Annotated in this window: 16 protein-coding genes; 4 read left to right on the top strand and 12 right to left on the bottom strand. The window is 73.6% G+C overall.

Annotation, left to right across the window (positions count from 1 at the left end):
- Nucleotides 1-265 precede the first annotated feature (265 nt).
- The gene (gene glnA / locus ACFVGO_RS20890; protein WP_359896989.1) at nucleotides 266-1,678 is read right to left on the bottom strand and encodes a type I glutamate--ammonia ligase; all 1,413 of its coding nucleotides are present in this window, start codon (nucleotides 1,676-1,678) and stop codon (nucleotides 266-268) included.
- Nucleotides 1,679-1,953: 275 nt separating this feature from the next.
- Between glnA and ACFVGO_RS20885 the strand changes: the two genes are divergently transcribed.
- Nucleotides 1,954-2,421, top strand: coding sequence for an RDD family protein (locus ACFVGO_RS20885; RefSeq protein ID WP_359896991.1), 468 nt, complete (start codon nucleotides 1,954-1,956; stop codon nucleotides 2,419-2,421).
- Nucleotides 2,422-2,584: 163 nt separating this feature from the next.
- Here the strand turns inward: ACFVGO_RS20885 and ACFVGO_RS20880 are convergent, their stop codons facing one another.
- The 7 genes from ACFVGO_RS20880 to ACFVGO_RS20850 all read right to left on the bottom strand — a co-directional run bounded on the left by ACFVGO_RS20880 (nucleotide 2,585) and on the right by ACFVGO_RS20850 (nucleotide 10,359).
- Entirely contained in the window at nucleotides 2,585-3,283 is a 699-nt protein-coding gene (locus ACFVGO_RS20880; RefSeq protein ID WP_380352414.1) for a DUF4191 domain-containing protein, read from the bottom strand.
- 192 nt (nucleotides 3,284-3,475) lie between these two features.
- Complete coding sequence (locus ACFVGO_RS20875; RefSeq protein WP_359896994.1) at nucleotides 3,476-3,670, bottom strand: hypothetical protein; 195 nt, start codon at nucleotides 3,668-3,670, stop codon at nucleotides 3,476-3,478.
- A 222-nt stretch (nucleotides 3,671-3,892) separates the two neighbouring features.
- Nucleotides 3,893-4,846, bottom strand: a complete 954-nt coding sequence (gene lipA, locus ACFVGO_RS20870; protein ID WP_359896996.1) for a lipoyl synthase — start codon at nucleotides 4,844-4,846, stop codon at nucleotides 3,893-3,895.
- A gap of 177 nt (nucleotides 4,847-5,023) precedes the next feature.
- Nucleotides 5,024-5,794 (bottom strand): lipoyl(octanoyl) transferase LipB, encoded by a 771-nt coding sequence (gene lipB, locus ACFVGO_RS20865; protein WP_380352416.1) that lies wholly within the window; start codon nucleotides 5,792-5,794, stop codon nucleotides 5,024-5,026.
- A gap of 271 nt (nucleotides 5,795-6,065) precedes the next feature.
- Nucleotides 6,066-7,976, bottom strand: a complete 1,911-nt coding sequence (locus ACFVGO_RS20860; protein ID WP_380633289.1) for a helix-turn-helix domain-containing protein — start codon at nucleotides 7,974-7,976, stop codon at nucleotides 6,066-6,068.
- 67 nt (nucleotides 7,977-8,043) lie between these two features.
- Nucleotides 8,044-9,444, bottom strand: coding sequence for an MFS transporter (locus tag ACFVGO_RS20855; protein ID WP_380633287.1), 1,401 nt, complete (start codon nucleotides 9,442-9,444; stop codon nucleotides 8,044-8,046).
- Between the two features lie 153 nt (nucleotides 9,445-9,597).
- Nucleotides 9,598-10,359: a 3-hydroxybutyrate dehydrogenase gene (locus ACFVGO_RS20850; RefSeq protein ID WP_359897001.1), complete on the bottom strand. Its 762-nt coding sequence runs from the start codon at nucleotides 10,357-10,359 to the stop codon at nucleotides 9,598-9,600.
- Between the two features lie 368 nt (nucleotides 10,360-10,727).
- Here ACFVGO_RS20850 and ACFVGO_RS20845 point away from each other — a divergent pair, with 368 nt between their 5' ends.
- The gene (locus ACFVGO_RS20845) at nucleotides 10,728-12,596 is read left to right on the top strand and encodes a regulator (RefSeq protein ID WP_359897003.1); all 1,869 of its coding nucleotides are present in this window, start codon (nucleotides 10,728-10,730) and stop codon (nucleotides 12,594-12,596) included.
- A 284-nt stretch (nucleotides 12,597-12,880) separates the two neighbouring features.
- On the opposite strand, the gene ACFVGO_RS20840 is transcribed toward ACFVGO_RS20845, so the two are convergent.
- Together ACFVGO_RS20840 and ACFVGO_RS20835 are read right to left on the bottom strand one after the other, a co-directional pair.
- Complete coding sequence (locus ACFVGO_RS20840) at nucleotides 12,881-14,212, bottom strand: FAD-dependent oxidoreductase (protein ID WP_359897005.1); 1,332 nt, start codon at nucleotides 14,210-14,212, stop codon at nucleotides 12,881-12,883.
- Nucleotides 14,213-14,753: 541 nt separating this feature from the next.
- Entirely contained in the window at nucleotides 14,754-15,659 is a 906-nt protein-coding gene (locus ACFVGO_RS20835; RefSeq protein ID WP_359897007.1) for a TIGR01777 family oxidoreductase, read from the bottom strand.
- Nucleotides 15,660-15,742: 83 nt separating this feature from the next.
- On the opposite strand from ACFVGO_RS20835, the gene ACFVGO_RS20830 reads away from it, so the two are divergent.
- Both ACFVGO_RS20830 and ACFVGO_RS20825 read left to right on the top strand, forming a co-directional pair.
- Complete coding sequence (locus ACFVGO_RS20830; RefSeq protein WP_359897009.1) at nucleotides 15,743-16,240, top strand: GNAT family N-acetyltransferase; 498 nt, start codon at nucleotides 15,743-15,745, stop codon at nucleotides 16,238-16,240.
- Between the two features lie 209 nt (nucleotides 16,241-16,449).
- Nucleotides 16,450-17,607 (top strand): DUF2510 domain-containing protein, encoded by a 1,158-nt coding sequence (locus ACFVGO_RS20825; RefSeq protein ID WP_380633283.1) that lies wholly within the window; start codon nucleotides 16,450-16,452, stop codon nucleotides 17,605-17,607.
- 6 nt (nucleotides 17,608-17,613) lie between these two features.
- Here ACFVGO_RS20825 and ACFVGO_RS20820 read toward each other — a convergent pair whose 3' ends face one another.
- The gene (locus ACFVGO_RS20820; protein WP_359897012.1) at nucleotides 17,614-18,129 is read right to left on the bottom strand and encodes a DUF4240 domain-containing protein; all 516 of its coding nucleotides are present in this window, start codon (nucleotides 18,127-18,129) and stop codon (nucleotides 17,614-17,616) included.
- Nucleotides 18,130-18,287: 158 nt separating this feature from the next.
- Nucleotides 18,288-19,422: 2-oxoglutarate dehydrogenase, E2 component, dihydrolipoamide succinyltransferase (gene sucB, locus ACFVGO_RS20815; protein ID WP_380633281.1), on the bottom strand; the 1,135-nt coding region annotated here is incomplete at its 5' end.

The following is a 19,422-nucleotide window of genomic DNA, read 5'->3' as shown; positions in this document are numbered from 1 at the left end:
GGGTACGGCTCGAACACGGCGCGCGCAACAAGATCCTCGGTATCGGCTTCCCGTCCGACGAGGGTCACCTGTCGGCCACGCACGGGAGAAAGTTGATGGGCTCGGGCGCCCTACGAGCCCGTTCTCCGTTTCACTCTCATTTCACATCGCGAACCACCAGGCGGTCGATGGCAGGCTCGAAGAAAGCGTTTCCGCAGGTCGGCGAGGCGCCGACCTGCGGAAACGATGAGAGATCGAACTGCGTTTCCGCAGGTCAGAGCTACCTCTACAGGTCGTAGTAGAGCTCGAACTCGTGGGGGTGGGGGCGCAGGGCGATCGGGGCGATCTCGTTGGTGCGCTTGTAGTCGATCCAGGTCTCGATGAGGTCCGGGGTGAAGACGTTGCCGGCGAGGAGGTACTCGTGGTCGGCTTCCAGGGCCTCCAGGACGGCGGGGAGGGAGGAGGGCACCTGGGGGACGTTGGCGTGTTCCTCGGGGGCCAGCTCGTAGAGGTCCTTGTCGACCGGCTCCAGCGGCTCGATCTTGTTGCGGATGCCGTCGAGGCCGGCCATCAGCATGGCGGCGAAGGCCAGGTAGGGGTTGGAGGCCGGGTCCGGCGCGCGGAACTCGATGCGCTTGGCCTTGGCGTTGGAGCCGGTGATCGGGATGCGGATCGCGGCCGAGCGGTTGCGCTGCGAGTAGACCAGGTTGACCGGCGCCTCGAAGCCCGGCACCAGGCGGTGGTAGGAGTTCACCGAGGGGTTGGTGAAGGCCAGCAGCGAGGGGGCGTGCCGCAGCAGCCCGCCGATGTAGTAGCGGGCGGTGTCGGAGAGGCCGGCGTAGCCCTGCTCGTCGTAGAAGAGCGGGGTGCCCTCGCTCCACAGCGACTGGTGGACGTGCATGCCCGAGCCGTTGTCGCCGAAGATCGGCTTCGGCATGAAGGTGGCGGTCTTGCCGTTCCGCCAGGCGACGTTCTTGATGATGTACTTGAACAGCATCAGGTCGTCGGCGGCGTGCAGCAGGGTGTTGAACTTGTAGTTGATCTCGGCCTGGCCGGCCGTGCCGACCTCGTGGTGCTGGCGCTCGACCTCCAGTCCGGCCTTGGCGAGCTCCAGCGACATCTCGGCGCGCAGGTCGGCGAAGTGGTCGACCGGCGGGACGGGGAAGTACCCGCCCTTGTACTTGACCTTGTAGCCGCGTACGTCGCCCTCGGCGGCGCCGCTGTTCCAGGCACCGGCCTCCGAGTCGATGTGGTAGAAGGACGCGTTGGCGCTGGTGTCGAAGCGGACCGAGTCGAAGACGTAGAACTCGGCCTCGGGCCCGAAGAACGCGGTGTCGGCGATGCCGGAGGAGGCGAGGTAGGCCTCGGCCTTCCTGGCGACGTTGCGCGGGTCGCGGCTGTACGCCTCGCCGGTGACCGGGTCCTGGATGAAGAAGTTGATGTTGAGGTGCTTCTCGGCCCGGAAGGGGTCGAGGCGGGCCGTGGCGAGGTCCGGCACGAGGGCCATGTCGGACTCGTGGATGGCCTGGAAGCCGCGGATCGACGAGCCGTCGAACATCAGGATCTCGGACGGGTCGAAGGTCGCCGCAGGTACGGAGAAGTGCTGCAGGACGCCCGGCAGGTCACAGAAGCGGACGTCGACGAACTTCACGTCGTTGTCCTGGATGAACTGCTTCACTTCGGCGGCGTTGTTGAACATCCATCCTCCTCGGCGTGCGAATTGGGCTCACCATAGGAATGGGTCGTTTCCACTCGGTGACCCGCTCGTTTCCTAGATGTTAACCACGGCTGCCGGGCGGCTGGCAAAGATGTACGGGACGGTACAAATCACCCTGCCCGGCTGGGCGCCCTCCCGCAAGTGGTCTGGACCACTTGGAAAGGTGCCGGAACGACGATTCACCCGGTCGGGGGTGATGCCCCGACCGGAGGGGAGCCGGTGGCGGCGTACGCCGTCAGCCCGGTTAGTGTGGATTCGTGGACACCAGAGAAGCGTTGGGATCGTGGATCGACGGCCCCCGGGCGGCCGCCGAGAAGATGGGTGCCGACTTCGGCCACCGCGGCGAGCGCCTCGGGCTGCCCAAGGAGGGCCCCGGCTCGATCGCCGGCCCCGGCCGCCGGATCGGCGCCCTGTTCGTGGACGGCTGGCTGGTCGCCCTGATCTCGTACGGGCTGATCGCCCGCGGCGACCAGGCCGAGGCCAACCTGTGGACCAGCCCGCTGTTCTTCCTGGTCGCGTCCCTGCTGCTGGCCACCACCGGCACGACGGTCGGCAAGCGGCTGTTCGGCCTCCGGGTGGTCCGGCTGGACGGCCGCCGCGCGACCATCCCGCAGGTCCTGCTGCGCACCCTGTTGCTCTGCCTGGTGGTGCCGCCGCTGGTCTGGGACCGCGACACCCGCGGCCTGCACGACAAGGCGGTCGGCACCGTCGAGGTCCGGATCTAGCCTCCGGTCGGGGTCGGGATCCAGCCTCCGGCCGAGATCCGGCCCCCGGCCCCGGCCCTGGTCGAGGCCGGGATGCACCCCGACGCCGTACGAACGTCGGAACGGCCCCGCCGCGGAGCTTCCGCGGCGGGGCCGTTCTCGTGTCGTCAGGGGCGGGGGAGGGTCAGCGGGCCTGGCCGCCCTTGGGCATCCGGGCGCCCTTCGGCATCGGACCCTTGGGGATCGGCGCCTTGGAGAGCAGGTCGCCCAGCGCGCGCAGGCGGTCGTTGGTCTCGGTGACCTGGGCGGCGGTGATGGCGCGGGGCAGGCGCATCAGGTGGATCTGGAGCTTCTTCAGCGGGATCTCGCCCTCGCCGTTGCCCACCACGATGTCGTGCACCGGCACGTCGCCGACCACACGGGCCATCTTCTTCTTCTCGGAGGCCAGCAGCTGGCGGACCCGGTTCGGGTTGCCCTCCCCGATCAGCGCGATGCCGGCCCGGCCCACGGCGCGGTAGACCGCGTCCTGGTTACGGGTGACCGCCACCGGGGTGCTGTTGGAGCTCCAGCCGCGCCGGATGTTGTTCAGCACCGCGGCGACTGCCCCCGGCTGCCCCTCCATCTGACCGAACGCGGCGCGCTCGGCCCGGCGCCCGAAGACGATCGCCATGGCCAGCACGGCCACGATGAAGCCCAGGATGCCCAGGTAGACGGGATGCTCGATCGCGAAGCCGATGGCGAGGAACACGCCGAAGGTCAGCAGGCCGACGCCGGCGATGATCAGGCCGATCTTGGTGTCGACCTTCTTGGTCATGGTGTACGCCAGGCGGATCTGCTTCAGTCGCCCGGGGTTCTCGGATGTTTCCCTCGCCATAACGCTCATGGTACGTGGCACGGGTACGGGATATCCAAGCCCGGGTACCCGTTCGCCCCAACCGTGACCCGTGTGCCCGCACGCCGTCGCACAGAGCGACGCCGGGGGGCCCTGCGACGTCGAAGCGTTATCGCCGATGGCGACGCCGATCCGTTGCCGCCGGAGCACTGCCGCCGACGCCGATGCGTCATCGCCGGAGCACTACCGCCGGACCGGCCGCGGCTGTGCCGTCCGGGCCGCCGCGTCGTCGTGCCTGCGGTCCGCCGCGTACCGGCGGTTCTCGCACACCGCCGCCCACGCGTTGCGGCGCGCGTGCCGCTGGCCGGGAGCGAGCAGGACGCTCTCGGCGAACCGCAGCGCCACCCCCACCGACCGGATCCGCATCTGAACCCGCATGCCGAACAGCTCCTCTCGTGGCTGAGAAGAATCGAACGCTCACCAGGCGTCCAGAGTCCCCACCCCGTGTTACCAGCCCGTGACCAGCCAGTCAAAGCGTGGTGAAAACCGGAAGGGCGGAGCCGAAGCTCCGCCCTTCCCGTGGCTCGAACCGATCGGTGGACCGGGAGGCCGCCGTCGGACCGCCGTCACACGCGTGACCGGACCGCGATCAGACCGCGATCAGACCGCGGCCTGCGCGCGCCGCTCCAGCGCCTGCCGGTACAGCCGGCCGGCCCGGTACGAGGAACGCACCAGCGGGCCCGACATGACGCCGGCGAAGCCCAGCTCCTCGGCCTCCTCCTGGAGCTCGACGAACTCCTGCGGCTTCACCCAGCGCTCGACCGGGTGGTGGCGCAGCGAGGGGCGCAGGTACTGGGTGATGGTGATCAGCTCGCAGCCGGCGCCGACCAGGTCGGCCAGCGCCTGGCTGACCTCCTCGCGGGTCTCGCCCATGCCCAGGATCAGGTTGGACTTGGTCACCAGTCCGGCCGCACGCGCCTGGGTGATGACGTCCAGCGAGCGCTCGTAGCGGAACGCCGGGCGGATCCGCTTGAAGATCCGCGGCACGGTCTCGACGTTGTGCGCGAGCACCTCGGGGCGGGAGGAGAAGACCTCGGCCAGCTGCTCGGGCACCGCGTTGAAGTCGGGGATGAGCAGCTCGACGCCGGTGCGGCCGGCCTCGCGGGCGGCGGTCATCGCGTGCACCTGGCGCACGGTCTCGGCGTACAGCCAGGCGCCGCCGTCCTCCAGGTCGTCACGGGCGACGCCGGTGATGGTGGCGTAGTTGAGGTCCATCGTGACGATGGACTCGGCGACCCGGCGCGGCTCGTCGCGGTCGAACTCGGCGGGCTTGCCGGTGTCGATCTGGCAGAAGTCGCAGCGGCGGGTGCACTGGTCACCGCCGATGAGGAAGGTCGCCTCGCGGTCCTCCCAGCACTCGAAGATGTTGGGGCAGCCGGCCTCCTGGCAGACCGTGTGCAGCCCCTCCTTCTTCACCAGCGACTGGAGGGCGTTGTACTCCGGGCCCATCTTCGCGCGGGTCTTGATCCACTCGGGCTTCCGCTCGATGGGGGTCTCGCTGTTGCGGACCTCCAGGCGGAGCAGCTTCCTGCCGTCGGGCGCGACAGCGGACACGTGCGACTCCTAGAACTAGACGGGGTACCCCCAGGGTACGCCTGTGGTTGTACGGCCTTCGCCGGGCCTGCCGCCCTGCAATCGCAGGGCAACATGGCTACCGGTCGGTAGATTCCCAGCGGCCGCCGGCAGTTTCGGCGGCCGTCGGCGGAAGGTGCGTCGGCGCTGCCCGGCGGGTCAGTGGCCGAGGACCGGTTCCGGCAGCTCGGCGAGGACGTCCGCCAGGTGCCGTTCGACCACCGGCGCGGCCTCGGCGGCGGACAGTCCGCGCCGCAGCTCGCCGGTGAGCGAGGCGACGCCCGCGTCCCTGATGCCGCACGGCACGATCTTGTCGAACCAGGTCATGTCCGGGTCGCAGTTGAGCGCGAAACCGTGCATGGTCACCCCGCGGGCGACCCGCACGCCGATCGCGGCGAGCTTGCGGTCGTCACCGCGCTGGCCGGCGTTGGAGGGCGCGTACTCGGGGCCGGCCAGGCGCGGGTCGATGCCCAGCGGCAGGCCCATCCGCAGGGTCAGCCTGCCGATGTCCACCACCTGCGCCGGATCCACCACGGCGTCCGGGATGGACTCGCCCAGCACCCAGACGCCGCTGCGGCCCTCGACCCGGGTGGACCCGATGCCGAACTCGCCGGCGGTGCGGATCAGCGCCTCCTCCAGCCGGCGGACGTAGGCGATGACGTCGATCGGGTCGGGCAGCTTGACGATCGGGTAGCCGACCAGCTGGCCGGGGCCGTGCCAGGTGATCTCGCCGCCCCGGTTGACCTCGACCACCGGGGTGCCGTCCAGCGGCAGGTCGGCGGGGTTGGTGCGCTTGCCCATGGTGTACACCGACTGGTGCTCCAGGAGCAGCACGGTGTCGGGGATCTCGTCCGCGACCCGCAGCGCGTGCAGCCGCTGCTGCTCCTCCCAGGCCTCCTGGTAGGGCACGGTGCGCTCACCTATGCCCATGCGAACAAAACGCACGTTCTCGCTCACCGTTGCCGCTCCTTGCCGGGCGTTCGAGACCAACCTCGCCACTGTACGCCCAGCCCGGTCGAACCCCCTCGGCCGCCCATGAGCAGCGGACCTGCCGGGTCCGGCCGTCCTGCCGGGGTCGGTCGCCCGGCCCGGGGGCGGCGGTCGGCAGCGGCCCGGCCCCGGGACAGCGGTCGGCAGCGGTCGGCGGCGGCCCGGCCCGGGGCGGCAGCCCTCCCCGGGCGAGCCGTCGGCCTGTTCGGGCTCAGCCGCCCGCGAGCAGCTGCAGCCGCAGCGCGAGCTGGAGCTCCAGCGACCGCTCCGGCTGGTTCCAGTCCCGCCCGAGCAGCGCCTCGACCCGGTCCAGCCGCTGGACCACGGTGTTCACGTGGACGTGCAGCTCGTCCTTGGCCCGGGTCAGGCTGCCGCCGCAGTCGAAGTAGGCGCGCAGGGTGCGGACCAGCTCGGTGCCGCGCCGGGCGTCGTACGCCAGGAGCGGGCCGAGCGTCGCGCCGACGAAGCCGTCCACGTCGTGGCCGTCGCCGAGCAGCACGCCGAGGAAGCCGAGCGCCCGGGCCGAGGCGCCCTCCCCGGCGCGGCCGAGCACCCGCAGCGCCCGGAGGCAGCGCACGCCCTCGCCGTAGGAGGCGGCCAGCGCGGCCGGCCCGGCGGCCGGCCGGCCGGCGCCGACGGTGACCGGGAACCCGGCCAGCCGGGCCAGCCGTTCGGCGGCCTGCCGGGCGGTCTCCTCGGGGTCGTCGGTGCCGCCGCTCTCGACTGGCGCCAGCAGCACCACCGTCTCGGCGTGCTCGGCGCTGACGCCCCGGGAGCCGAACAGGTAGCGCCGGGCCGCACCGGCCAGCCGTGCCCGGTCGTCGGCCTTCCCGTCGGCGGGCTCCGCGACCAGCACCAGGTGCGGCCGGGCGAGGTCGACGCCGAGCCGGCGGCCGCGCGCGGTGAGCCCGCCCGGGTCCCGCTCGGGGGCGGTCAGCAGGTCGGTGAGCAGTTCGCCGCGGACCCGGTTCTCGGTCTCGGCGACCGAGCGGCGCAGCAGCAGGAGCAGCGCGGTGACGACGCTGGCCCGCTCGAACAGCCGCCGGTCGGCGTCGTCGAGGTCGGGCCGGCCGCGCAGCACCATGGTGCCGAGTGCGTCGTGTCCGGCCAGCACCGCGCAGACCCACTGCTCGCCGTGCCGTACGGACCGGCCCTCGGCGCGGGAGGCGGCGACCGCCTCGGCCAGTTCGGCGGCGGGTGCGGAGCGGCCGGCCAGCGGTTCGCCCTCGGCGTCCAGGACCGCTATCTCCCCGCCCAGCAGGGCGGCCACGGCGGCGGCGACGTCCGGCACCTCGGCGCCGCGCAGCACCAGGTCGGTGAGCCGGTCGTGCGCCTGCTCGGCGCGCTGCACGGCGGAGGAGTGGGCCCGGACCAGCTCGTTGGCTGCGTTCAGCTCGGCGAGCGCGGCCCGGGTGTCGGCCAGCGACTTGGCGGTGTCCAGGGCGATCGCGGCGTGCGCGGCCAGCGAGCAGAGCAGCGCGACCTCGTCGGGGGAGAAGGCACGCGGCGTGCGGTCGGCGGCGAACAGGACACCGATGACCTGACCGCCGAGCAGCAGCGGCACCCCGATGATCGCCACCAGGCCCTCGTCCAGCACACCGGCGTCGATCGTGCCGGTGTGGTGGAAGCGTTCGTCGGTGCGGTAGTCGGGGGTGGCGTACGGGCGGGCGGCCTGGGCGACCAGCCCGCCCAGGCCGTCGCCGAGGCTGAGCCGCAGGGTCTGGAACAGGACGGAGACCGAGCCGTCGGTGACCCGCATGTAGGTGTCGCCGGCGCCCTCGTCCGGCAGGGTCAGGTACGCGGTGTCGGTGCCGAGCAGCATCCGGGCCCGGCGGACGATCGCCTGGAGCACGGCGTCCAGGTCCCGGGAGGCGGCGAGGTCCCCGGCGGTGTCGAACAGGGCCGTCAACTCGGCTTCGCGCCGCCGGTGTTGACGCAGGGTGCGGTGGACGCGCAGGGCCTGCCAGGTGGCGTCGTCGATCTCGGCGAGGACGGCGGCCGGCGCCCCGCGGCGGCGGGCGTCGGCCAGCACGTCGGCGAAGTCCTCGGTGGCGGCTCCGGAGGCGAGCAGGTCGAGCAGCCGCCGCAGCGCGGGCGCGGCGCTTTCGTGAGGGTGGTTCATGGTGCGTGCTGCCAATCGGCGTCGGTTCCGTCGGTTCCGAGAAACCGTGATCGTATCGACTCGCTCCTCAGGCGACGGCGGGCTTTTCGGCCGAGGAGGTGTCCGGCTCCCGGCCGTCCCGGCCGTCCCGGTTGTCCCGTCCCTCGACGTCCATGAGGTCCTGCCCCCTGGTCTCCCGGCCGCACAGCACCGCCAGCACGGTGATCGCCGCCGCGATGGCGACGTACACCGCGATGGGCGTGGAGCTGCCGTAGTCCTTGAGCAGCGCGGTGGCGATCAGCGGCGCCGGGGCGCCGGCCGCCACCGAGGAGAACTGGGCGCCGATCGAGGCGCCCGAGTACCGCATCCGGGTCGCGAACAGCTCGGAGAAGAAGGCCGCCTGGGGCGCGTACATGGCGCTGTGGAAGACCAGGCCGACGGTCACGGCGGTGACCAGCGAGCCGAAGGACTTCGTGTCGACCATCCCGAAGAACACGAAGGCCCAGGCGCCCACCCCGACCGCGCCCACCAGGTACACCGGCCTGCGCCCGACCCGGTCGGACAGCGCGCCGAACAGCGGGATCAGCGCGAACTGGATCGCGGAGGCGATCAGGACGGCGTTCAGCGCGGTCTGCTTGGAGAAGTGGGCGTGGGTGACGGCGTAGGTGAGCACGAACGTGGTCATCACGTAGTAGGAGATGTTCTCCGCCATCCGCGCGCCCATGGCCACCAGCACCTCCCGCCAGTGGTCCCGCAACACCTCCACCAGCGGCAGCCGTTCGGCCGTGTTCCGCTCCTCCTGGCGCTTGTGCTGCGCCGCCAGCGCCTCCTTGAACAGCGGCGACTCGTCCACCGCGAGCCGGATCCACATCCCGACCACGACCAGCACCGCCGACAGCAGGAACGGCACCCGCCAGCCCCACGCCAGGAACGCCGCGTCCGACTGCACCGCCGTCATCAGCGACAGCACCCCGGCCGCCAGCAGGTTCCCGGCCGGCGCCCCGCCCTGCGGCCAGGACGCCCAGAACCCGCGCCGCCGCTGGTCCCCGTGCTCCGACACCAGCAGCACGGCGCCACCCCACTCGCCGCCGAGTGCGAAGCCCTGCACCAGCCGCAGCACCGTCAGCAGCACCGGCGCCGCGACCCCGATCGAGTCGTACGTCGGCAGCAGCCCGATCGCCGTGGTCGACCCGCCCATCAGCAGCAGGCTCACCACCAGCAGCTTCTTCCGTCCCACCCGGTCCCCGAAGTGACCGAACACCAGCGCCCCGAGCGGCCGTGCCGCGAACCCGATCGCGTAGGTCAGGAAGGACAGCAGCGTCCCGGTCAGCGGATCGCTGTGCGGGAAGAACAGCTTCCCGAACACCAGCGCCGCCGCCGTTCCGTACAAGAAGTAGTCGTACCACTCGATGGTCGTGCCGATCAGGCTCGCAGCCACCACTCTCGGGAGTGAACTGCTCGCCGCCGTACCTCGTGCGGAGGTGCTCATGGCCACCACTTCCAGAACCAGGGGGGAGACGATGTCGCCACAAGGTAGGAAGCACTCGACCCCGGGACTATGTGGACGGCCCACACAGTCCCGGGGTCGAATGTGCCTTCCTGTCCTATGAGAGGGGAGGCCTGACCGCCGGGCGCTCCCCGCTCAGTGGGCGGTCCAGCCGCCGTCGACGGGGAGGCTGGCGCCGGTGATGTAGGAGGCGGTGGGGGAGCAGAGCCAGAGGGCGAGTTGGGCGACCTCGTCGGGTTCGATGAGGCGCTTCACGGCGGTGCGGTCGAGCATGATCCGCTCGACCACCTCGTCCTCGGGGATGCCGTGGGCGAGCGCCTGGGCGGCGATCTGCTTCTCCACCAGGGGAGTCCGGACGTAGCCCGGGTTGATGCAGTTGCTGGTGACGCCGTACGGCGCGCCCTCCAGGGCGACGGTCTTGCTGAGGCCCTCCAGCGCGTGCTTCGCGGTGACGTACGCGGACTTGAAGGCGCTGGCGCGCAGGCCGTGGACGGAGGAGACGTTGACGACCCGGCCCCACTCCTGCTCGTACATGTGGGGCAGGGTGCGGCGCAGGATGCGGAACGGGGCCTCGACCATGACGCGCTGGATGAGCGTGAAGCGGTCTGGCGGGAACTCGTGCACGGGCGCGACGTGTTGAAGGCCGGCGTTGTTGACGACGATGTCGGCGTCGTCCGGCAGGGCGTCCACGGCCCCGGGGTCGGCGAGGTCGGCGACGATCGCGCGGCCGCCGATCCGCTCGGCGAGTTCCTCGGCCGGGCCGGCCGCGAGGTCGACGACGTAGACCCGGGCGCCGGCCCCGGCGAAGGCCTCGGCGCAGGCCCGGCCGATGCCCGAGGCGGCCCCGGTGACCATGGCCGTGCGGCCGGCGAGCGGGCGGGCAGTAGAGGTGTCCATGGCCGAGAACGGTAGGAATCCGGCGGCCCCGCTCCCATGTGGCGGAACGCCACAGCAGTCCGTTGGGCTGTGGTGCTGTCCGCCATGACACCGGAGCGGGGTCCGAACGGTGGATCGACCCTCGGAGAGGCCCTCGGGGAAGCCCTCGGAACGGCCGGTGGTTCGACCCCGGACGACCAAACCCGAGATGGCCCCGCTTCCCCGAAATGGGCGCGGTTGCTTCACCCGTTCGGTGGATTGCTCGGTCAGATCCACCCATAGCGCCCGAATGCTCGCTACATTCACGCCGATTCCCGACAGGGGGCGCCGCCCCGGGCCGCCGAAGTGCTGGTGAAGCCCGGTGCGACGTCCGAGAGGTGTTGACAGACATGCCCCAACGGCCTGCAACCGACAGCCCGGCGTACGGACCGCTCGACCCGCTCGGCCAGCACCGAGGGACGGTCGGCCGGACCCTTCCGGACGCCCCCGACGCCCTGACCGCCGACACGCTGACCGCCGACGCCCCGGACGCCGAGGACCGGCGGCTGCCGGTGCAGGCCACACCCGACCGGCACGAGAACCCCGCCGCGCCCGTGCCCGGCCCTCCCCGCGGCCCCGGCCACTCCGGCCCGGCCCCGCAGAACGGCCAGCTCGCGGCGCTGATCGAGGAGGCCGGCTTCTCGCACGCGGGCCTCGCCCGCCGGGTCGACCAGCTCGGCCTGGAGCACGGCCTGGACCTGCGCTACGACAAGACCTCGGTCACCCGCTGGCTGCGCGGCCAGCAGCCGCGCGGGGCCACCCCGGCGCTGATCGCCGAGGTCTTCACCCGCCGCCTCGGCCGCCGCCTCACCGCCCAGGACCTCGGCCTGGACGCCTGCGCCCCGGTCTACGCCGGCCTGGAGTTCGCCGAGACGCCGCAGGAAGCGGTGGACATCGTGGCGAGCATGTGGCGCAAGGACAACGGCCCGCAGTCCGAGCTGCGCCGGATCGCCTTCACCCCGGCCGGCCTGGTCGTCCCCAGCCGGGACTGGCTGATCGGCCGCACCGACGAGCGGGTCGCCCGGGACGGCTCCACCCTGACCCGCTCGGACGCCGCCGCCGGCCCGCCGTCCGGCAGCGCCACCTCCGCGGCCATCACCGGCGCCCCGGCGCCGGGCGCGCCCGGCGCGTCCCCCGGGAGCCCGGCACGCGGCCCCGCCCCCGGCGTCCCCGGGGCCCCCACCGCCCGCAGCACGGCCGGGACCACCGGCACCGCCCCCACCATCGGCCGGGTGCCGATCCAGAGCCGCCGGCCGCCGGTCGCCGTCGAACCGCCGTACACCGACCCGGCCCGCGAGTCCCGCCCCACCCTGCGGGTCGGCCGCGGCGACATCGCCGCCATCCGCGCCGTCGGCGACCTCTTCCGCGCGCTCGACCACGCCTACGGCGGCGGCCACGCCCGCCAGGCGCTGGTCCGCTACCTGGAGAGCGAGGCCGAGCCGATGCTGCGCGGCCGCTACGGGGAACAGATCGGCCGGGCCCTGTTCGGCGCGGTCGCCGACCTCACCAGGCTGGCCGGCTGGACGTCCTTCGACATCGCCGCGCACGGCCTCGCCCAGCGCTACTTCGTCCAGGCGCTGCGCCTCTCCCAGGCCGCCGGGGACCGCGCGCTCGGCGGCTACGTGCTGGTGACGATGAGCCAGCAGGCCGTCCACCTGGGCCACGGCCGGGAGGCGGTCCAGCTCGCCCGGGTCGCCCAGCAGGGCGTGGGCACCGCCGTGCCGCCGGTCGTCCAGTCGCTGATGCACGCCGCCGAGGCGCGCGGGCACGGGCTGCTGGGCGACGTCCGGTCCTGCACCACCGCCCTGGTGCGCGCCGAGCGCTCCCTGGCGGCGGCCCGGACGGGCGACGAACTGCCCTCCTGGGCGCGGTACTTCGACGAGGCCCAGCTCTCCGACGAGTTCGCCCACTGCTACCGCGACCTCCAGCAGTGGCGGACGGCCGCGCAGCACGCCGAGAAGTCGCTGCGGCTGCGCTCGCCCGCCTACGCCCGCAGCCGGATCTTCTGCCGTCTGGTGCTGGCCACCGCCCGGCTCGGCATGGGGGACCTCGACGAGGCCTGCACCATGGCCACCGACGCGCTGCGGGCGGCGGGGGAGATGCGCTCGGCCCGCTCGCTGGAGTACGTCCGGGACTTCCACCGCCGCCTCACCCCCTACCGCGGCAGCCCGGTGGCCCGCGCCTTCGAGGAGACGGCCCGGCAGGCGGGGGTGATCTGACCGAAGGGCGGGTGGGGCCCGCCCCACGCACCCGGCGCACGGAGGTCCGGGCCCAGCGGCCCCGGCCCGGACCTCCGGCCGTTCCGCGGCGGCCGTCACCGGCGCGGAGCGGCCCGCGGACGGGCGGGAACGGCCGGGAACGGCTGGGAACGGCGGCAGGAACACGGGCACCGGCCACGCGGTGCCCGTCGTTCCGGCGGGGCGCCGCGACGCCCGCCGAGGCCGAGGAGCCGGCCGATGCCGCTCGCCGTGCCCGCGCCTGTGCCCGGGCGCGGGCCCGGTCGTCAGGCCGCCGCCTCCGCCTCCCGGGCGTCGGCGGGGACACCGAGGTCGCCCAGCACCGCCTGTGCCGCCCGCCGCCCGGAGACCAGCGCGCCCTGCACGGTGCTGGTGTCCCGGTGGTCCCCGGCGACGTACAGCCCGGCCAGCAGCCGCACCGGGCGGCGGGGGTTGTGCGGCGGCGGCATCGCGGGCAGCGCGTCCGGGACGTGCCGCACGCCGAGGAACTGCCAGCCCGACGTCGAGCCGCCGTACAGCTCGGCCAGCCGGGTCCGGACGGCCGGCTCCAGACCGGCCGGGCCGCCCACGTCGAAGGCGCGCCGCCCGAGCACGGTGGTGGCGATCAGCGACTGGCCGGCCGGGGCGTAGGACGGGTGCAGCTCGCTGAGCACCAGTGAGTGCGAGACCAGCGGCGGGTGCCCGTTCGGCCGGTCGCCGTCGAGCAGCAGGACGGCCTCGCCCAGCGGGGCGGCGTCGGCGGCGTGGTAGAAGGTCGTGACGGGGTGGAAGTCCGGTAGCCGCAGCCCGGGCAGCAGTTCGGCGGCGGAGCGGGCGTCGGTGGCGACGATGACGGCCTGGGCGCCGATCCGCCCGTGCGCGGCGGTCTCCACGCCGTCCGCGGCGATCGAGGTGACCCGCACCCGGGTGCGGACGGTGCCGGCGGGGAGGGCGGCGGCCAGTTGGGCCGGTACCGCCGCGATCCCGGCGGCGGGCAGACAGAGCCGCCCGCGCGCGTACGAGCGCAGCACCAGGTCGGCGACCCGGCTGCTGGTCCCGAGCGCCGGATCGGAGAGCAGGGCGCTGAGCAGCGGTCGCAGGAAGCCGTCCACGGTGCGCTGGGCCAGGCCGTGGCCGGTCAGTGCGCGGGCGGCGGTGGTCTCCGGACGGGCCTGGAGCCGGCCGACCGGGGTGGCGGCGAGCCGGCCGAGCCGGCCCGCCAGCCGGGCCTTGTCCAGCGGGCTGCCGAGCGGGGACCGGGCGGCGGCCTGCCGGGCGACGGTGAGCTGGGGGTCCCCGGCGCGGTACCGGCGGCCGGCGCTGTGCACCAGCACGCCGGGCGCGAGCGGGCGCAGGTCGAGGCGGTCGAGGTCGAGCGTGCGGCGCAGCTCGGGGAAGGCGGTGTTCAACAGGTGACTGCCGTCGTCGAGCCGGAATCCGTCCTGTTCGCGGGTGGCCATCCGGCCACCGATCCGGTCGGTGGTCTCCAGGACCTGAACGGTGAGGCCGTGGCCGGTGAGCGCGCGGGCGGCGGCCAGGCCCGCGAGTCCGGCGCCGACCACGACGACGTCCGGGTCGGACGGCCGGCGGGCGCGGCGGGTGAAGTCGTACGTGGGCACTGGGGTGCTCCCTCCCTGGTCCCGGGGCTCCGGCCGACGCAGGCAGCGGGGTGCCGGGACACGGTCCGTGGAGGGTGATGCCCAGTCAGTGTGAGCATCAGACAAGCGCATCGGGCCGGATCCGAAGGCCGCGGAGGGTCCTGAGGCATCGGGCGGGGGAGTGGTCACGGACAGTGCGCCGTGGTGGCCGGGTTCGGGGGTCGGTGGGCGCGTACGGTCACCGGGGGCGTGCGACGCGCCCACCATGTGCTCCCGTGCGCCCCCTCCTCGGGCCCCCTCGGGCCCCGCTCGGCATATGCCGCTGGCCAGGGCGGATACCGTCGTCGGAGTACGTACGGGCTTCGCGCGACCCGCGCGCCCGCCTACCCTCCCGGCGCGCGCAGCCACCCCGCGCGCCCGCCGCCCAGCACCCGCCCCAGGGGCCGCACCGACCCGCGCACCCGCCCCGCCGACCGCGCCCGCCCCGTCGACCGCGCCCGCCCCGCCGGCCAGCACCCGGCACCCGCTCCGCGCGTGCCCCTGACGCCGCCCCGCGCACCCGTCACATCGCGGCGAGCACCGCCGAGTACACGTCCGGGTGGGTGAAGCGGAAGCCCGCGTCCAGCAGCCGTCGCGGCACCACCCGGTGGCTGCCGACCACCTCGATCGCCAGCTCGCCCAGTACCGCCTTGAGCACCGCCTCCGGCACCGGGAACGGCGTCGGCCGCCGCAGCGCCCGGCCCAGCGCGGTGGTCAGCTCGGCGTTGGTCGCCGGGTTCGGAGCGGTGAGGTTGAAGGCGCCGGAGAGGTCGTCGTGGTCGATCAGGAACCGCAGCGCGGCCACCTCGTCGTGCAGCGAGATGAAGCTCCAGTACTGCCGCCCGTCGCCGAGCCGCCCGCCGAGACCCAGCTTGAACAGCGGGAACAGCCGCCCGCCCGCCCCGCCGGCCGCGGACAGCACCATGCCGGTGCGCGGGTGGACGACCCGGATCCCGGCCCGCTCGGCCGGCCGGGCGGCGTCCTCCCACTCCCGGCAGACCTCGGCCAGGAAGTCGTCGCCGGCGGGGGAGTCCTCGTCGATCACCCGGTCGCCGGTCTGCCCGTACCAGCCGACCGCGGAGGCGCTCACCAGGACCTGCGGCGGCTCCTTGAGCCCGGCCAGGGCGACGGCCAGCGTCTCGGTGCCGTACACCCGGCTCTCCCGGATCTCCCGCTTGTAGGAGTCCGTCCAGCGGCGGTCGCCGACCCCGGCGCCGGCCAGGTGCACCACGGCCTGAACCCCGGTCAGTCCGTCCCGTTCGACCTCGCCGAGCAGCGGGTTCCAGCCGATCGCGGTGCTGCCGTCCGGCCGTGGGCCGGTCTTCGAGCGGTGCCGGACCAGCCGGACCACCTCGTGGCCGTCCGCCAGCAGGGAGCGGACGAGCGCCGAACCGATCAAACCCGTGGAACCCGTGACAGCGATGCGCATGCGCCCATCCTCGCAGCTCCCGCGCGCTCCCGCGGTGTTCCCGACCGGCCGTCACCTCCGCATGCGCCGTTAGCATGACGCGCATGCCTGACGACGATCTGATCATCCGTACGGCGCGGAGCGAGGACGAGCGCGAACTCGCCGTCCTCAACCACGCGGCCTGGTCCGTCCTGTCCGACGTCTCCCCGCAACCGCCCGTCGAGGACCCGCTCTTCGACGAGCGGCACGCCCCCGAGCACTACCTGCTGGCCGTGCTGGACGGCCGGATCGTCGGTTACATCCGGCAGGTCCCGGCCACCCGGCTGGCGAGCAACCGGCACGTGCGGCAGATCCAGGGCCTGGCCGTCGACGGCACCGTCCGCGGCCGGGGCATCGGCCGCCGACTGGTCGACGCGGCCTGTGCGGCGGCCCGGGCCGAGGGCGCCCGCAAGATGAGCCTGCGGGTGCTCGGCTGGAACGCTCCGGCCCGCCGCCTCTACGAGAGCTGCGGCTTCGTCGTCGAGGGCTCGCTGGCCGAGGAGTTCCTGATCGACGGCCGGTACGTGGACGACATCTGGATGGCCCGCGGCCTGGCCGACTGAGCGGCAGGGCACCCGCGCCCGCGCCGCCCTGCCCGCACCTTCCCGTCCCGCCCGCACCTTCCCGTCCCGCCCGCACCTTCCCGTCCCGCCCGCGCGCCAGCCGTTCGAACAGGCTTGCCGCCAAGGGAGGTTGGCCGTTCGCCGGGCGGTGCAGAGTCGTGACGGTCCCGACCTGTCTGGAGCGCCGCCGTGCCGGGTACCGTACGCCCGTGAGCAACTCGACGCCTCCCGGGTGGTACCCGGTCCCGGGTGCGGACGGCACCCCCGGTCACGAGCGCTGGTGGGACGGCAACGCCTGGACGGCCGAGGTCCGACCGCTCCAGGGCGGCGTCGCGGGCGGGCTCGCCGACGCCCCCACCCAGACCGGGTCGCCGTCCGACCGGAAGCCCGGCTACGGGTACCCGGGCGGCCCGGCGGCCCCGACCTACGGTTACCCGGGCCAGGACGCCCACCAGGCACCCGCCTACGGCTACCCCGGCCAGGACGCGTACCAGGCCCAGGCCCAGGGCGGTTACCAGGCGCAGGGCGGCTACCCCGGCCCGGCCCAGGGCGACTATCCGGGCCCGCCCCAGGGCGGTTACCCGCCCCAGGGCCCCGGCTACGGCCCCGGTTACGGCTACCCGGGCCCGGGCTACCCGCCGCCGGCCGGCCCGGCCCGACCGAAGACCGGTCTGATCATCGGCATCGCGGTCGCCGTGCTGGCGGTGGCCGGGATCGTCGCCGGGGTCGTCTTCAACAGCGGCGGCGACCACCGGGCGGACCCGACCCCGGACCCCACGGTCACCGCGCCCCGGAGCAGCAGCCCCACGCCGAGCCCCAGCCCCACCGCGCCCACCAGCAGCCCCGCGGCGCCCAAGCCCCTGCCGGCGGTCAAGAGCACCGTCCCCGACCCGGAGCACGCGATCACCGTGTCGGTCCTCGACGGCTGGGTGGTGTCCGACAACCCGCCGCACTCGACGGTCTACCTCGGCACCGACCGCTACACCTGCCCCGACGGCAGCTCCTGCATCCGCGGCCAGTTCTCGGTCGAGAAGGACATCGTCCAGGGCACCACGCCCAAGGCCGCCGCCGACGCCCAGATGCCCTCCTACGCCGGGCAGGTCTTCTCCGGCGTCAGCTCGCACACCGACGCCGGCTCCGGGTACATCAGCGTGGCCGGAGTGCTCGGCTACGCCACCCGCTGGCACATCCGCACCACGGACGGCACCCAGGGCTACGTCCTGCTGGCCGCCCTCCCGGCCAAGGGCGGTGGCTACGTGGTCATGGAGGGCGGCGTGGACGACAGTCCGGCCGCGCCGGACTTCGCGGTGCTGGACCAGATCCTCAAGGGCATCAAGCAGGACAGCTCCTCCGGCAGCAGCACCTGACCGCCCTCAGTCCCCGTACCGCTCCCAGAGCTTGGGGAAGCGCTTCGCCATGACGTCCGGATCGTCGAAGTCCAGCACCGGCCCGGCCGGCCGCTCGGGCTGCCGCACGCCCACCTCGGGCAGCGGCAGCCCGGTCAGCCGCTCGTACGCCTCGTCGGCGGCGTAGCCGAGGTCCTCGGCCTCGCCGTCCTCCTCCTCGTCGAACTCGGGCAGCAGGTCCGCCAGGTCGTCCGGATCGGTGAGCCCGCCCTCGAAGACCTCCCGGCCCTGGCCGATCAGCCAGGACCGGAAGTAGTCGAAGGTGTCGTCGGAGGCGCCGTCGAGCATCAGGTAGGCCGCGCCCCACAGGTCGTGGCGGTAGGCGCGCTGGAACCGCGCCTGGAACAGCCGGGCGAAGTCGATCACATCGTCCGGGGTCAGCTGGAGGAGCCGTTCCACCAGGAGGTCTGCCTGCTCGTCGGGGTCGCCGTCGGCGTCGTCCCGGGTGTCGTCGATGATCTGCCAGAAGTCCGTCTCGTCCATCACCGCTCCAGCATCCCCGTTCCGCCGCGTCCGTGCATGCCGCGACTCGGCGCGACTCCGGGACTCGGCGTGTCCGGGGGCCGGGAACGGCGGAACCCCGCGCCGTCCGGGGACGACGCGGGGTTCCGTGCGCGGGGTTCCGCGGGGACCTGGTGGGGTCAGAGGCCGAGCTCGACCTCGAACTCGCCGGCCTCCAGGATCTCCTTGACCGCGACCAGGTAGCGGGCGGCGTCGGCGCCGTCCACCAGGCGGTGGTCGTAGGAGAGCGACAGGTAGGTCATGTCGCGGATGCCGATGGCGGTGCCGCCGTCGGCCTCGATGACCACCGGGCGCTTGACGGTGGCACCGATGCCCAGGATGGCGACCTGGTTCGGCGGCACGATCACGGTGTCGAACAGCGCACCGCGGGAGCCGGTGTTGCTGATGGTGAAGGTGGCGCCGGACAGCTCGTCCGGGGTGATCTTGCTGTCGCGGACCTTGGTGGCCAGCTCGGCGGTCTTCTTCGAGATGCCGGCGATGTTGAGGTCGCCCGCACCCTTGATGACCGGGGTCATCAGACCCTTCTCGGAGTCCACCGCGATACCGATGTTCTCGGTGTCGAAGTAGGTGACCGTGCCCTCGGCGTCGTTGATCCGGGCGTTGACGACCGCGTGGACCTTCAGCGCCTGGGCGGCGGCCTTGACGAAGAACGGCATCGGGGAGAGCTTGACGCCCTCGCGGGCCAGGAAGCCCTCCTTGGCCTTGGCGCGCAGCGACATGATCTTGGTGACGTCCACCTCGACCACGCTGGTCAGCTGGGCCTGCTCGTGCAGGGCCTTCAGCATGTTGTCGCCGATGACCTTGCGCATGCGGGTCATCTTGACCGTCTGGCCGCGCAGGGCGGACGGCGAGGCGGCGGCCTTCGGCGCGGCGGCCGGGGCGGCAGCGGCGACCGGGGCCGGAGCGGCCTTGGCGGCCTCCGCGGCGGCGATGACGTCCTGCTTGCGGATGCGGCCGCCGACGCCGGTGCCGGCGACGGAGGCCAGCGCGACACCGTGCTCGGCGGCGAGCTTGCGCACCAGCGGGGTGACGTAGGCGTCACCGCTGTCGGCCACCGGAGCGGCCGGGGCGGCAACCGGGGCCGGGGCGGCAACCGGAGCCGGAGCAGCAACCGGAGCCGGAGCGGCAACGGGCGCCGGGGCGGCGACCGGGGCCGGCGCCGGGGCGGCCGGGGCAGCGGCGACCGGCGCCGGGGCGGCAACCGGAGCGGCCGGAGCGGCGACCGGAGCCGGAGCGGCCGGGGCAGCGGGAGCC

Source organism: Kitasatospora sp. NPDC057738, from assembly GCF_042798815.1.
Lineage (GTDB): Bacteria > Actinomycetota > Actinomycetes > Streptomycetales > Streptomycetaceae > Kitasatospora > Kitasatospora lactacystinica.
This window is presented reverse-complemented; position numbering and strand designations above follow the sequence as displayed.